This window comes from Candidatus Methylarchaceae archaeon HK02M2 (assembly GCA_024256165.1).
In the GTDB taxonomy this organism is placed as follows: Archaea; Thermoproteota; Nitrososphaeria; order Nitrososphaerales; family JACAEJ01; genus HK02M2.
The window spans coordinates 1-15,171 of the sequence record JAKLZG010000074.1; the positions used below are offsets into that span (position 1 = coordinate 1).

The 15,171-nt window shown below is 36.6% G+C and carries 13 protein-coding genes; 3 read left to right on the forward strand and 10 right to left on the reverse strand.

Translation table 11 applies throughout. The annotated features are described in order from the left end of the window. Window positions 1–182 precede the first annotated feature (182 nt). The 9 genes from L6N96_05955 to L6N96_05995 form a co-directional block, all read right to left on the reverse strand. On the reverse strand, window positions 183–920 hold the full coding sequence (locus tag L6N96_05955) for a queuosine precursor transporter (protein ID MCP8323699.1): 738 nt from the start codon (window positions 918–920) through the stop codon (window positions 183–185). Next, on the reverse strand, window positions 921–1,241 hold the full coding sequence (locus L6N96_05960; protein ID MCP8323700.1) for a DUF6364 family protein: 321 nt from the start codon (window positions 1,239–1,241) through the stop codon (window positions 921–923). Window positions 1,242–1,290: 49 nt separating this feature from the next. After that, complete coding sequence (locus L6N96_05965; GenBank protein ID MCP8323701.1) at window positions 1,291–3,387, reverse strand: DEAD/DEAH box helicase family protein; 2,097 nt, start codon at window positions 3,385–3,387, stop codon at window positions 1,291–1,293. Between the two features lies 1 nt (window position 3,388). Further along, a complete protein-coding gene (locus L6N96_05970; GenBank protein MCP8323702.1) occupies window positions 3,389–3,712 on the reverse strand; it encodes a hypothetical protein in 324 nt (107 codons plus the stop codon). A gap of 96 nt (window positions 3,713–3,808) precedes the next feature. Beyond that, window positions 3,809–5,611 carry a beta-propeller domain-containing protein gene (locus L6N96_05975; GenBank protein ID MCP8323703.1) on the reverse strand — a complete coding sequence of 601 codons (1,803 nt, stop codon included), beginning with the start codon at window positions 5,609–5,611 and terminating at the stop codon, window positions 3,809–3,811. Between the two features lie 89 nt (window positions 5,612–5,700). Further along, window positions 5,701–6,147, reverse strand: a complete 447-nt coding sequence (locus L6N96_05980; protein ID MCP8323704.1) for a helix-turn-helix domain-containing protein — start codon at window positions 6,145–6,147, stop codon at window positions 5,701–5,703. A gap of 225 nt (window positions 6,148–6,372) precedes the next feature. After that, window positions 6,373–7,398, reverse strand: a complete 1,026-nt coding sequence (locus L6N96_05985; GenBank protein MCP8323705.1) for a radical SAM protein — start codon at window positions 7,396–7,398, stop codon at window positions 6,373–6,375. A 10-nt stretch (window positions 7,399–7,408) separates the two neighbouring features. Continuing rightward, the gene (locus L6N96_05990; protein ID MCP8323706.1) at window positions 7,409–8,254 is read right to left on the reverse strand and encodes a radical SAM protein; all 846 of its coding nucleotides are present in this window, start codon (window positions 8,252–8,254) and stop codon (window positions 7,409–7,411) included. Next, a complete protein-coding gene (locus L6N96_05995; protein MCP8323707.1) occupies window positions 8,255–9,034 on the reverse strand; it encodes a DUF362 domain-containing protein in 780 nt (259 codons plus the stop codon). Between the two features lie 21 nt (window positions 9,035–9,055). On the opposite strand from L6N96_05995, the gene L6N96_06000 reads away from it, so the two are divergent. Next, window positions 9,056–10,810, forward strand: a complete 1,755-nt coding sequence (locus tag L6N96_06000; GenBank protein MCP8323708.1) for a hypothetical protein — start codon at window positions 9,056–9,058, stop codon at window positions 10,808–10,810. A 128-nt stretch (window positions 10,811–10,938) separates the two neighbouring features. Here L6N96_06000 and L6N96_06005 read toward each other — a convergent pair whose 3' ends face one another. Continuing rightward, the gene (locus L6N96_06005) at window positions 10,939–11,700 is read right to left on the reverse strand and encodes a hypothetical protein (protein ID MCP8323709.1); all 762 of its coding nucleotides are present in this window, start codon (window positions 11,698–11,700) and stop codon (window positions 10,939–10,941) included. A gap of 130 nt (window positions 11,701–11,830) precedes the next feature. Between L6N96_06005 and L6N96_06010 the strand changes: the two genes are divergently transcribed. Together L6N96_06010 and L6N96_06015 are read left to right on the forward strand one after the other, a co-directional pair. Continuing rightward, window positions 11,831–12,376: an isoprenylcysteine carboxylmethyltransferase family protein gene (locus L6N96_06010; GenBank protein ID MCP8323710.1), complete on the forward strand. Its 546-nt coding sequence runs from the start codon at window positions 11,831–11,833 to the stop codon at window positions 12,374–12,376. 407 nt (window positions 12,377–12,783) lie between these two features. Next, entirely contained in the window at window positions 12,784–14,901 is a 2,118-nt protein-coding gene (locus L6N96_06015; GenBank protein MCP8323711.1) for a right-handed parallel beta-helix repeat-containing protein, read from the forward strand. The last annotated feature ends 270 nt before the right edge of the window (window positions 14,902–15,171 follow it).

Here is a 15,171-nt window from a genome sequence, read left to right on the forward strand (position 1 = left end):
GAACAGATGTAAATATTCAAGAGGTTGATCGTTTGGCTAATCAAACTTTGAATAGAATATTTTGTAAATTTAATACTCGTTCATTCAAGACAAGAAATCAAGATCAGTTTTTTTAGTTTATTTATAATTAATTAATTATCACATAAATAAAACTTCCATATACTATTAGAAAAAAGGAAATATCATTTACCTGAAGATCTAAAGAATGCTCGCAATCTTTTATTTATTTTACTTGCCCATTTCATTTCACCCTCAACAATATACCTCTCTAAATAGATGAAAGGTGTATCTACCAGGCCCGAGAACCACTTCAGAACTATCTGCCCGATTATTAGAGGTACTATAGGCATCAGACCATAAAAAGCTAGAGTTACGAAGATGAAGCTATCTAATGCTAGCATAGGTGCATCGCTTAAGACGCTTCTCACCCATAAATGCTTCTTACCAGTCCTCTCTTTTATCTTTGCAAATATTATTGCATCAAGATTCTCAGTTATCAAGAAACTAATCCAACTTGCGGCAGTTATCCTTATACTGAGATTAAATATCTCTAACCAAGGCTCTTGAAGACTCCAGAATGATGCAGGGGGTAATATATTACTAAACCATATGAAGAAAACCATAAGCACTTGAGTTACGAATGCTATGAAGATCATCCGATGAGTCTCCATTCTACCAAAGTATTCATTGACCATATCTGTAAGTTGAAATGTGAATGGAAAAATTATAACTGCAGTTGGCACTATGAATGAAGCGAAACCTAGATCAAAGACTGCTATCTTTGCAGCCATTATCTGTGATATCGCTAAATAGATTATATACGTAGCAATGATAGCATCTGACTTACCCTTAACTCTGACATAATAACTACCTAGTAATGTTGCTATGAATAGGCTTAATAACCAGACTAAGTATAACAATCACTTTACCCTCCCTCCTAAAAGATCCTCATACACTTTCCTCATCTGATAGATTGCAATAGCTACATCATCACTTAAGTCACATCTACATACTTCACATTTTGGACATGATAGCCATCCACACTTGGTACAAACATCAGCATCTTCTGTATTAAACTTCTCACCACACTTGAAGCAGTAGAGCTCAGGCCTCGCAAAGAAGTTTAAGAAATTTTCAACAAGTCTTGACAGGGGAATGTGCCTATGAATCGCTACTTTACGCGCACTCTCTAAAACATCTTTATCGATGGATAGAGTCAACTTCGTCTTAGAAGTACTCATACGTGTTAAGACGTATTGTTATGTGTGTATTTAATTATTTATTTAATTTTCATCTGGATGTACTCACTACTTGTCTCACTTTTACGCATAATACTCCTAAGTCATGGTACAGTTCACATTGTGCTTTGAAGCAAGAAGATTTCTTTATAAGTTCTTTAGGTCCATTATAATTCTCGGGTAATAACCTTGCCCTCCATTTACCATTAATCAATACTACTGCCTGTCCCGCCATAACCTTTTCTATCTCAATGTCCATAATCGTTGTACTGGATATGTTCTTTATTGGTATAGCTGACTTGCTATCTCCACTCGCTACATACTTCTTTTTTCTTAACTTTGATAGTGCCACTTTAATTACACCTTTACTGAAACCTTCATTTTCCATCTCATGATAAAGCTCATCATTGTTCAGCCCTGATGCGCCTCCTTCTAATATCTTGAAGTATATCGCCTTTTCTGCCCTTGCAACATCTTTATCCAAATCTTTGAATTTCTTATTTTCACTCGGAATTAATAATGGCTCACGCCTTGATCCTACTTTGCGTTCTATCTCTAGAAGCTCTTCTTGAGTCATAGGTTTGGCTTTTGGCTTCATTTTCATTCTCAAAATTGGTTTAAGTATCTTGTTTAGCTTACTTGCTATATTTCTCATCCTTTTGACCTTTCTTGATGATGCATATAGATAGATCAGATCATAAGTATCATTAGCTGCAAGTATTATAGCCCTTCCAGCAGTTCTCCTGCCTGTCCTGCCTCTTCTCTGAATATATCTTATCTCAGATGGTATTGGTTCATAGAAAATTACTAAGTCTACTTCAGGTATATCCAAACCTTCTTCAGCTATCGAAGTTGCAACTAGAGTGTTAAGGTACCCCTTTCTCAGATTATTGATCAATGACGCCTGCTCCTCTTGTGTCAAACCTTTATCTCCTAACCTTGTAGCTTGACCTATAAACCTCTCAGCATTTACCCCACCTATTTTGCTCAATTCTTCTACAAGATGTGCTGCAGTATCTCTATATTGGGTAAATATGATTATCCTTGATTTGGAGTTTGCTGTTAGCTGATTTTTGACTATTTGCTTCAGCATTTCAGCTTTAGGATGCTCGGCATAGCACTCGCCCCTCAGTAACTCTAGAAGGTTTACATATGTCTTCTCTTTCATCAATATGCTATGGCTTCTCTTATCGTCACCCTCCATCCTTTCTATGAATGCTTCGAGTGAATAAGCACCTTGAGTTTCTAATAGTTCTAACATATGAAATAGTGTTAATGCTGATGATTGCTGCATTATAGCTTGATATATCGGCCCCTTTTCTTCATCAATACTCATCTCAGCACTATACCTCAACTCTGTACCTAGATCTATGAGTCGCTTTTTAGATACATTTTTGAATACATTCTTCAAATAGCCTCTACTCTTAAGCCACCTAACCTTCGAATTTAGCATCCCTTTGATGATATCTCTTAACGGTTGGTACTGTATAGGTAAATCTACTCTCTTCCACTCAACATGAATAGGTTGAACATACGATCTAACATCAGGATCATCATCATATCTATGTTCCACATGCTCTATGAACAGTGAATTACATACCATCTTGACTCTATCTATGACTGAACCAGGTGATGCTGTCATCCCTAGAATCAATGGATAATCCGAATGCTTCACATATTGTGATGCAACCTCGGTATATGCATACTCTTTTACAGCTCTATGACATTCATCGAAAACTACTAATCCAAAATCATTCAATCGTATCCTTTTACTCAAAATATCATTTCTCACTACTTGAGGAGTAGCTGAAATTATTCTTGATTGGCCTTTCCATACAACCTCTCTTGTGTCTGAAGGTATCTTCCCTGTGAGTAGAACAAAGTCTTCTTGAGGAAGCCTGATGATCCTCTGAAATGTATCTTTATGTTGGATCACCAAAGGTCTTGTGGGCGCCATGATAAGAACTCTTTTATCTGGATAATTATACAGAATGTCAGAAGCTATTAGAGCTGAGATAACAGTCTTCCCTAATGCTGTTGGCAGTACTACCATCGTATTTTGGTCAATTGCAGCCTCGACTATCCTTCTTTGATAATCTCTATCCTCTACGGTATTAGGGAAGATGAGGGGGTGTGATACATATGACATCTCAGATCTCTAGGACTTCTTCACTAGGCTTCAAGAATTTCTTAGGAATAGGGTTTACGTTATCTATGTTCTTTAGCAACGGAGAGAGCTTGTCATGTTGAAAGAGATTATTGAACTCCTCAAGCTCTTTTGATGACCTTATTACTAAACCTCTCTTCTTCATTGGTGAGCCTGAATCATCAATAGGATTTAATTCAACGGCAAGCCTAGAAGGATAACTTTTGTATGCTGGTAGCTTAAGTATGAATATTCCAGGTACTGAAGTTTTCATCCTAGCCCAATCTGATCCAGTTTTAAGGAAAGATGTTAGCTTATCTTCAGACATCTATCTTCGCTCTTATTATCTTATATTAGTAATTAAACATTAAGTTGCTTGATTATTTAGCTGATCTATACATTGAGTATAGGTTCCTATAGATCATCAAGAAAGTTCAATCTGCTGTAGAAGGTCCAAATTTTCAATACTATTCATTTTTATTTTCCTTTCGGATATTGTATAAAGCACATCATCTATGTAAAGTGTCCTTACAATCCAATGCTCAGTATCCCACTGGTCTGTGCTATTTTCTTGATGAGTTACATTGCCTTTAAGCACGAATCCATTGTTTAAAGTAATATTAAAAATATATGAACCTTGCCAGAAGCCGTTTATGTAATCATAACCTTCTTGTATTGAAAGTGGAAGTACAAGAAGTTGTTTTGATTTATCGAATAGAAACGCCTTATGGTCCATTAAGACTGTTGAGTCCGACCACTCGCCTTGCACAATATACGGCTCAGCCGCTTCTATCGGTGTAGTGACATTTGTTACGTTGAAAAGTGATAGTTTAACATTATTGTCTTGCTTACCTATGCCAATTACATGATTTTCATCATAAGGATGTAGGTAGCTTGAGAAACCGGGTATTTTCAATTCACCCAAAATCTTTGGATCAGTAGGATTGCTAATATCGATCACGAAGAATGGGTCTATCTGTTTAAATGTCACAAGATAACATCTGTTACCTATGAATCTTGCCGAGTATATACGTTCGCCTTGAGCGATATTCTCAAGTTTTCCAACGATGTTTAGGTTCATATCCAATATAAACAAATTGTTCTTGGGGCCCTCGCCAGACCCCTCTGTTGTCGCTACTCTGAAGAAGCCCTGAAACTCATCCATGCTAAATTGGTTTAGAACATAACCGGCAACATTGCCTTCAGCGTCCAAAACAATCTTTTCTTCGTCCAGTTTAACCTTATAGATCAAAGTTTCTTCTCTCGCTACACCGACATCAAAAGAAAACCATGCATTTGTATTTGGAACTGTCAAGTAAATATTACTAAGCGAGACGTATATAGATGAAGTTGAGCCGGTTAAGAATGATTCATAAGTTGTTGCTTGTGTATCGTCAATAATGTTGATTGCGACTACAGTTGTAAAATAATAAAAAATATCTGAAATATCGACATAGCTTATCTCAGTAGGATTGACCTCCTCAACAACACTATCAGTGTAGATCTTGGGCAATATCACCTCGAAGTCTGTTCCATTGCTGCTTTGTTTCATTGCTGGTTGATTCACTACAGCATAGATATAATTGCCTAGCATTCTTGAACTTGAGAGCGTGCCTACTAGGCTTATATTTTTTGTAAGAACAGGGTTCGATTTATCTGAGATGTCATAGATTTTTATGAATGAATCTCCAGAAGAGGGTTGAGTTTCCGAATTTTCAAGTACTTTAAAAGTGTAATAGTTTTGTAATACAGCCAATTTATCTTCTTTTACATAAATCTCTATGTTATCAGTTTCGTTCAAAGTGATCTTTGAAAGCACTTCAGCTTGTTCAGGCGGGTAGGCCTTCAGTATGTAAACAGTGTTGCTCGAAACTACATACAAATAATTTCCATCCGTCTTAATTATATCAGCTTCATCTACACCAGCAACCTGAATATTGGTTGTTGAATAATCGGTTGATGCCTTGGGAGGCGGGTTTATTAGATCAACTTCACCACTTCCTATAAAGGGAGTTAGATATAATTCTTCAAAATATCTAGCATTTTCCATATTCGTTCTCAAGAAGTTCTCAAGTTCATCATAACTCGAGAATGTTTTAAGCTCTAAAGACAGTGGCTGGACTCTAGGTTGAATACCGAATTGGTAACATATAGTCGTTAGTACAATAGTTAAAAGAATAGCGGTTATTCCATTAACCAACGTTTTTTTTCTAATTTCTGTTTGCAATATGCCCCCCTTTTAATCATCTAAAGTATGTGAAAAGAATTATTTTATCCTATTTTCTAGTACAGACCGTCTAGTAACTAGTACAAAGGTTAGAAAGGTTTTAAACGCCATAATCTTACAGCTTCATACCAAAATATTGCTGAAATAATTGCCCCAAAAAAAATTATGAATAGGTTTTCTCTTGTCAAGCTTTGCATTAACACTGTAAGGTAAGCTATGTAAAATGTTGTAGAGAAAACTGCGTAAAAGAAATATCTTGGGAAAAGAAGTTTTCCTAACTTAATAAAATGTCGTAGCACACCGATTTTAACTTCGCTAACTAAAAAATATTGGCTACCAATCTCCTGCTTTTTTACTAAGCCCAGTTCGCGTAATTGCTCAAGATGATGTTGCGCCACGCTGGGACTGCTAAAATGCAGGGCCTTTTGAACTTCGCGAACACTCATAGATCGACCGCTCTTTAAAAGAAGCCAATAAACTTTCCAAGCTTTTCCACGAAGGGTGTATTCAAATTTACTTTCTTCTTTTTTACTCAAAAAGAAACACGCTTCTCTAAAGATATTGATGTTGATGTTGATATTGTATTTGTTTTGTTTCCATCATTTCTGGAGACATCGCTAGTAAACACCTTTTAACTAAGAACTTCTTATCGAATGAATAACATATCTTGTTTTTATATGTTAAAAACGTAAATCATCAAATCTAAATAAGGAATATCGTGCTTATTTTCTTGAAAGTATGCAAATCATTGTCGATAGTGATTATGATAAATGAAAATAAAAATCTCTTGGCTGAAGCTCTTTAAACTTATTCGTTTGCTTGATGATATGCTTTCTTAAGTGCAAACAGAGATGACATTTTGAGATATAACCTCTAGGCAGTTCTACATATCTATACTCTTTGATAGCTAGATCATAAAGCTCTTTCATATCTGTAACTAGAGCCTCAATGATTGGATATTCGCATAATTTTAGTCCTTCTCTACAAATTGAATCAAGTTGTCTCGCATCACCTAAGGAAATTCCAGCGCAGTAACCTGTTATGTAATTAAAGTAACTATCAACATGGACATGCCAAGGTCTCGTTAGTTCTTCCTTACAAGATTCGCCAAAGAATTCCTTTGAAGGATATTTTTTAAACAAGTGACTTAATTTGAGAGGAACTCTTCCCATGGGAATCAGCTCTACATAATTTAAACTTTCAATACCTGCTTTTTGCAGATACCTCTCAAAATGAAGTTTGTCTTTGAAATTTAAATTCTTAAATTGATGGTAGAAAAATTCTTGATAAACGATCACATTTTCTCTAAAAACTTTTCTGCTTATTCTAGCCGCTCTTTCTGTTCTTTCGAAAGGTACATGCTCTAAAATGAATGGGTTAACGCTTATTAATATACCATGCAAGCCTGCGTCTTTTAGTTGAATTAGTTTTTCTCTTGTAACATCATCATCAATACACCAAAAGCAATTCGTCTCGACGAATGTCGCAGGAATCTTAAGCACACTAGCTAATTTCACTGCATTAAGTAAAAGCTCGAAATTAAGGAACGGCTCCCCTCCTGTGAAATGTAGACCATAATTTATTCCGATTTTCTTAAATCCGGGAGGATATCTTTTGTTAATCTTATTCGCAAGTTGTGTCAATACTTTCTCCAAATCTTTTATGCTTATCCAATCGTTTCTCCATTTGGGAGAACAAGCATACATACAATGCTTACATTCGCTCGTACACTTATAAGAAAGAAAAATTCCTCCTGAAATAGGCTCAGGTAGTATTAGCCTTTTCAATTACAAACCATCACTGAATTTCTTCTTCAAGTTTTCTAGCATATTTAAGATCAGAAAAAGCTTTTAGCCGCTTAATAGCCGTATCATAAGCATCTACGGTTTCTTCTTCTAAAGTAATTGGATAATTTGCTTTTGGGTCTATCTCATTTAAAGTGTGAACAAGTAGTTTTCTTTCATCTTTTGACATAACTCTAGAATCCGTCATTGCGGCAGCTCTTGCGTATATTCCCTCATCTAAAAGAAATTCTAGCGCTTTAAATGGAAGCTTGTAATGCTTTCCTATCGCCCCTGTCCTTTGGGTAAAACCTTCAGGAGTTGCTGCTTTGAAAGAAACCCTAACATATAGCTTGTCTTTAAACTTGGTTAAACGTCTCACATAGTCTTTATCAGAACCAAGAATTATACCGTTAGTTTCTAAAATAAAAAGAGGATATTTTGAGGCTTCTATAAGCTCAAGAACATTAAGTAAATGCTCCTTTCCAATTGTAGGTTCACATCCAGATAAACGAAGCTTATACACTTTAGGAATTTGTTCTCTCCAATATTCAGAATAGACTATACCTTCTTCAGCAGACCTAAAAAGTCTTTCAGCAACATTTCTAGGTGAATAAAAATTTCCATACTTATCTGGAAAATCTCTCGACCAGTTTGACCAACAATAATTACACCTTAAACAACAACCAGCAGCATAACCAGTAGCGATCCCCCTATAAACTGGAACAGAGTAAAAATCCGTATACTTTCTTTCTTGTCCCTCGTATCCCTCTCTAGTCACAATTCTCTCAGTTTCCTTAGCTAATTCTAAAGGATCAAAGGGTTTAGAATTTGGAGTTAAAAATCGTTGGTATTTCGTCATTCAAACCTTCACAACTTCTATTCTATTTAGGTCAGCTACCCCCAATCCCGCTTCTTGAGCTAACTTTAAATGTGAAATCGAAAGGGGACTTTTACCAAGATAACTTGCTCCAACAGCATCTGCAGCAACTAAATCTTCGGAAAAAATCATTATTCCTAATTGTTTTGGATCTGCTCCTATTTCCCCTCCTATACCGGCAATTCTTCCATCTATAACAGCCAAATTTGGCCTGAGGTAAAGATTTATGTCAACTATGCTCTCATCAAGTCTTTCGTGGAACCTCCCTTTCTTAGCAAATCTTGCCTTTTCACCCAAAGTAGCTCCAAGCATATTTTTCAATGATAAAGTTACTTTGGTTATTGAATGCTCCTTCAAAATCGGTACTGAAATCAAATAAGAGTCCTTAAAAGTTAAAGGAAATTCAAACTGCTTAAGAGAGAGAGCTTCGGGATTTTTCTTGACTATGTACTTATCATTGTTCAAATCTACTAACTTAACTCCATGTTTATCGGTAAGCTTCAAATAGCCCAATTTTTTGAAAGCATCAAAAGTATTACACCAACCCGATCCTTCAGCGATAACCGTATTATACCCCATTTCTTGGTAATATCTAACTAAAGCTTCCACAGTTTCATATGGAGTTGTTGTAGGGGGAGGTTCATCAATAATCAAATTTGGTTTAAGAACAATTTTTGATTGGTGAGGATAAGTAAAAGATTCTAACCCTTTTTTTACAGCCTGAAAAGGATCTTCCCCATATGCAACTATGACCTTGGACATCTAATAAATGAAAGAGTACGTTTGAGATATAAAACCATTGACTTAGAATTACAGAAATTCTTAAAGATAAAAGGAAATGAATATCCATATAATTTAAAGAAAGGTGGATTTTTGAGGTCTTATGATTTTGACGTAAACTTGCAGAAAATCTTTGATCACTATTATTCTAAAATCCCAAAAATAAACTGGAAGAGTTGGCTCGACATATCTTCAAGAGAGGAATATGAGTCGCTTGCACTAAAAATATCTGGCCTCTCATCAGTTGGAAATCTGTTTGATAGGATTAAAATCGAAAAAACAGATCCAAAACTTGTTTCTGTGGATGTTGAATCTTATTTGGACTCCTATAATGAATCACACCTTATCATATGCCATACTTCGGGGACTTCAGGTGGTCGACTCTCCGACCTCAAATGGTTGCATATGTCAGATGAAGTGGTAAGGAGTCGCTGGGCTCCTGGAATGCAGGCCATAATCCAAGCAAGTGGTCTAGATAGTAGTTCATCTATAGCTATCTTTGTTCCATCAAGAATCAAAACTGACGGTCTGTCCATTTATAAAGGTATAAAACTGATCAGGCTTTATTCTTCAGAGTTCTCACAGAGACTTACGCTCTCTCTGATTCAGCCAGTCTCATACTTATTGGATGAATACAAGAACGCCAACAGTCTGCAGACGATCTCAAAACTTCTATCGATAGGGCAAATATCAGTGGTTTCTGCTCCAGCCTCAACAGTGTTAGGATGGGCTGATTTGAGAAGACTCCGTATAGGCTTGAAAAGGTCAAAGAATTTGATTTCAGATAATGATAATCAAGAATATTTTGAGCTTATCAGCTTAATAAAGAGCCTAGGATTTGATGCTGCTTCCGTTGAGATTCAGAGACGGCTTTCGAATATTCTTTCAGATGCCACCTTGGTCTTCAGCATTTCTTCAATTACCGAAAGCGAATGGTCATCATTACGTAAGTTCATGAGATGGGAAAAAGGAGCAGAAAGGTTCACAAACCTTTATGTCAGTAGCGAGATAGGTCCATTTGCAGCCACAATAGGTAAAGATATTCTGGGGCCTTCCTCAAAGGATACCATGTATGTTTTCCCATTGACCCTGCCTGTCATTGAACGTAGGGGAAAACGTGATCCAATATCTCGTAGTAAAGAACGAATTGGGAGGCTTCTCGTATCATACATGGATGATCGTAATCCTGTAATCAATATCGATACGGGAGATGTGATAATGATTGAAAGCCAAGAGGGTTTACCAAGAATAACGGGTGAAGTTTTACGTGCGGGATTCCGTCTAAAGATAGAGGTGGCGATATCACCTGAGGTCAGAGCTCCCGAAGAACCCAACGTCTTCGTTGGCGACTACTTCAATCTTGAAGAATTGGAGATCGTCAACCCCCGCCGTCTGCTAGCATGTCTAGCTGAAAATTTTAAAATTAATAAAAAATCGTCGATAGTACTTAGACTCAAACAAGACGATCGACCTCTGGTAATGTTTATCCCGATCACTCAGTATAAGAATCATACCAATTTAACAGAAGACATTCGGAATAAATTGTCTACCTGTCCAAGCGGAAGGTCAATAGAGTTCGAGATGCAAAGAGAAAAGCTCCGCTTGGAAATGCTAGATAGTAATCCTGTTGAAACACAAATACCACGCACCGAACTTCTAGGACGTGTCAGGAGAGGGGAACTTCCGAAGGGAGTTCTAAAGCGTTGGCCACTCTACGTAGTGACTCCCTCTACAATGTCAGAACTCAATATTTCTTGATGTTTTTCTATCAATTAAAGATGGTTATAGGAGGTATCCATTAAGTACCTTACTGCCTTTACTAATTATGTTATAACTCTCTTTTCTCGAATCAGATTATTTCTATACGGTTCTCGATTATTTCTCATTCATCTTTTTATCTTTAACATCGATGCCACTATGAATACGATGATTACGATCACAGATAAACTAGCAGTGATGACGATGCTTTGAATTTCTATCTGCTTAAAGATAATGCCTATAAGAGCCCAAACAATAACAAGACTGAACGCAATATCCTTTCTTGTAATAATCACTGATGATGTAATAATCAAGGCAACGATTATGACTAAGACAGTCCATGTAACTTCGCTAATTCCCCAACCATCCCAATTGATTGCAACTAATGCAGAAGCAACATTAGCTATGGGAGCGACTGTTATCCAACCCAAGTAGACACTAAAAGGAAGATGCACATACAATTTTTCTTTTAGTGGAACATTCGACCGACCGATCTCAAGACGTAAATAAATTGCTATTAGTGTACCCAATAATACAAACATAGGTATAATAGACAGAACAATTTGTTCGTAATGCCATAGAAAAATCCATGAAATGTTTGCAATGCTACCCAACACAAAAAAATACCCAATTTTACGTAAGAAGTTTGTTTCTTTTTGTCCAGGTGTTGCCTGAAAGATGACAAAAATTAACAATAATGCATAAATTAGGCCCCAAATAGAGAAAACGTATTCAGCAGGGGTAAACAAATTCGGATACGAGTTGGATATCTCACCTGTAGTTTTTCCGTTTAATGGTAAAATATTAGCTAATGCATTAACCAAAACAGTTGCTATAAAAGCTCCAACGTTAGCAATCTGCAGAAAAACCAAGCTCTTTGAAGTTTCCATAAATACAATCCTTATTTTATATGATGTAACTTAAATTTATTTTTTTATAACTACATTTATGTAATTAAGCTGTCGATTCAGATAAGAAAATATATTTTATGATTAAGATAAAAAAATTAAGGCTATTATTTTGTCATCAATAAAAAACTCAGAAAAAAATTATAGTAATAAGCAAAAAATCATCGCATACATTCCCGCAGGTATGTTTTTCCTAATATTCGTTCCATTTATTCTAGTAATTGTATTGCCTTATTTAGATATGCGTTTAAGTTTACCCAATTTCATTTCTGAACCTTTCAATTTAATTATATCTCCATTCCTCCTCATACCTGGCTTCTTACTTTCAGCTTGGTCAGTTATGGTTCAATTTAAAATCGGAAAAGGAACACCAATTCCAATGATACCACCAAAAAAGTTGATTGTAAGAGGACCTTATGCTTACACTAGAAACCCAATGGGCCTAGGGATTTTAATATTTTATCTGGGCTTTGGAATTTTAACTGGCTCGGTATCTTCAATAGTGTTTACTATCTTATTTATTTCGATACTTCTAATATACTATAGATTCATCGAAGAAAAGGAACTTGAATTAAGATTCGGTCAAGATTACTTAGAATACAAGAAAAGGACTCCATTTTTAATTCCAGGTAGAAAAAAGGATACGATGAAAAAATGAATTTTAAACAAATCCTATATAGAGCAAGTCTAGCCTGAGTAATCTAATTTTTCATTTTACTAGTTTTATTAAAAATATTGCTTTATGAAAAGCATACAAAACTTGATAACGATCGACTAAAGATTCATCAGTGTAAAGTAAAAGGACCTATCTTTCTTTAAGGTATTATCATCCAACCGACTGACCAGTTATCTTCTTCGTCTCTCTGTAAACATACAACTCCCCCCTTCTTAAAATCAATAACTCTTTTGTCTGCATTGTCAGTAAGTAAGAGCCCAGCAAGCCTACTCAGATTTGGTAGATAACCATTTTTTCAAAAAAATGATAGAAAATTATGATCTTACTGTCAAATATTTCTAATGAGACAAGCTTTATTAACAAACATGGGGAACGTATGCCGAAGAAAAATGAAGAAACTAGCAGGAACTCTTACAATTGCATTGCTTCTCATTATGCCTTTGCTTCTTGTAATACCACTTCCAGTAGTTGCAGAACCTACCAAGGACCTTTCTAGTGCAATCGGAGGAGGAACAGGCGGCGAGTTCCATCTTGATCCAAGCGTTCTTTACACCACCGATTCTGACATCATGATTACAGGCGATACTCACATCTATGGAAATGGTGCTAGGATAGACCTGGATGATAATAGCATAATCATCACAGGTGCATATCTGTATATAGAAAGATGCAATATTGCGAATGGCGACTATTCTCTAGACTTCGAAGACGGTGCAAGCGGTTTCGTGTACAACAATGTGATAGCAGACGACAACAGTTATGCTATCTACATCTACGAATGCTCAGACATAACCATCAAGGAGAACTCGATTATTCATTCTGATAATTATGGAATATATATTGAAGATTCAACCGATATAACCATACTTGAAAATACTATCTTTAGAACAGTAGATTCTTCTTATGGTGAGGGCATATACGTGGACAACGAGAATCTGTACAATGACGATCTTGATGCGAGAGAAGAAGGCGAGGATCTCCCTCTTCACAACATAATTATAAAGGGAAATAAGATAGCAAACTGTTACAGTGCGGGTATATATCTCTACTATGTGAATGGGGTATACATATCATCAAACCTGATAATCAGCAATGATTCTTACGGGATATATCTAGAATACTGCCCGATAGTATCCATAACAAACAACAAGATCTTGGATAACGCTGATTCTCCTATATATCTAGATGGAGATTTGGGCTGGGATCCAGAAACTGATGACGTAAGGACGAGTGCTACAGTAAGTAACAACAAGATCATGGGTAACGACGGTTATGCTATATACGGATGGTACTATCAAAACGTGGTCATAACGTACAACGAGATAGCAGGCAATGAATACGGCATAGATATCTACGGATATGACGAAACTTTCTTGATGGAGCCCATACTGATAGCATATAACGTAATAACAGGTGCCACTGACGAAGAAGCGATATATCTTGATGGTGAAGTATCCGATGTTTCAATCCTATACAACAAGATAGAAGGGAATTACGGAGGTATCTACATAGATGGATCTGACCTTTGTGAGGGTCTTCTCATCAAGGGTAATGTTATCACTGGAAGTATCGAAGATTACGCCCTTGAAGTTACTGACTACGATGCACCCATAACCATAGAATGGAACACGATTCTGAGCAACTATTACGGTGTATATCTATTTGATCTGGAAAACCCGCAGATACTACACAATACGATAATGTACACATGTTACGATGATGAAGGACTGGAACTAGGAGATAATGATGATGACGATGGTGGAGGTCTGATCGCCTACAACACTATCGCGTATAATGAAGACTCAAACCTGTATCTTGGTTATTACCTCAAAGATGTAATCATAGAGTACAATACCATAACCGGTGCAGATGATTATAACATCGAGGTAATCAATTCTGAGGATATCACATTACAGTACAACTCAATATGGGATAGCGTGGAATATGGGATTTATTGGTCCAGCTCTTCTGGCTTGATACACGGCAATACAATAGGCCACAGTGGCCATTGGCCACTATCAGGTGCAGGTGAGTATGGAATTGAACTATCTAATGCTGACGCAACGACCATAAGCGGAAACACGATATGGGGCAACTATTATGGCATATATCTATCCAATTCAGGTGATCCAGCAAGTGAACCAGTAGATATCATAAGGAATTACATTGCCCATAATGTTTATGGCATCTATCTTAGTGGAGAATCAGACCCAACGATAGGCGGTACTTACGACAACAGGAACTACATAATAAGGAACTTCGAGGATGGCGTGCACATTAATAGTGATGATGCAGATCCTACGATAACCTACAACAACATATTCGAGAACTACTTATTCGGCGTCTATACTGAAACTCAGACAGCTGATATAGATGCAGAGAACAACTTCTGGGGAGATATCAGCGGTCCGGGTGACCCAGCTACATTCGGTGAAGGCCCAGGCATCGGAGATGAAGTATCGGACGACATCGACTACACTCCTTGGGAAGTAGTAGTGATACCATAAGATAAGATGAGATGAGATAAGATAAATCAAAGGGTAATCACCCCCCTTTATTTTTTAAAATAACATCTGAATTTCATTATTATTCAATTAAGGATAATTAATAGGGAACGGGTGGGGAGTCCGGTGGGGTAGACCTCCACCCATCGAACATGAGAAAATAATCGCAACGATTGACAGCTACCCACCATGTCTGATAGTATCGATCACCTCGTAATTACATCGACTTAGATTAATAAATTTTAGTATCGATAAATTGAATCTGCGTCGACT

What these genes read in the sequence shown, in the direction of transcription:
- L6N96_05960 (MCP8323700.1), bottom strand. Translation starts at nt 1,241, where the DNA reads ATGAGTACTTCTAAGACGAAGTTGACTCTATCCATCGATAAAGATGTT.
- L6N96_05965 (MCP8323701.1), bottom strand. Translation starts at nt 3,387, where the DNA reads ATGTCATATGTATCACACCCCCTCATCTTCCCTAATACCGTAGAGGAT.
- L6N96_05970 (MCP8323702.1), bottom strand. Translation starts at nt 3,712, where the DNA reads ATGTCTGAAGATAAGCTAACATCTTTCCTTAAAACTGGATCAGATTGG.
- L6N96_05990 (MCP8323706.1), bottom strand. Translation starts at nt 8,254, where the DNA reads ATGACGAAATACCAACGATTTTTAACTCCAAATTCTAAACCCTTTGAT.
- L6N96_05995 (MCP8323707.1), bottom strand. Translation starts at nt 9,034, where the DNA reads ATGTCCAAGGTCATAGTTGCATATGGGGAAGATCCTTTTCAGGCTGTA.
- L6N96_06005 (MCP8323709.1), bottom strand. Translation starts at nt 11,700, where the DNA reads ATGGAAACTTCAAAGAGCTTGGTTTTTCTGCAGATTGCTAACGTTGGA.
- L6N96_06015 (MCP8323711.1), top strand. Translation starts at nt 12,784, where the DNA reads ATGAAGAAACTAGCAGGAACTCTTACAATTGCATTGCTTCTCATTATG.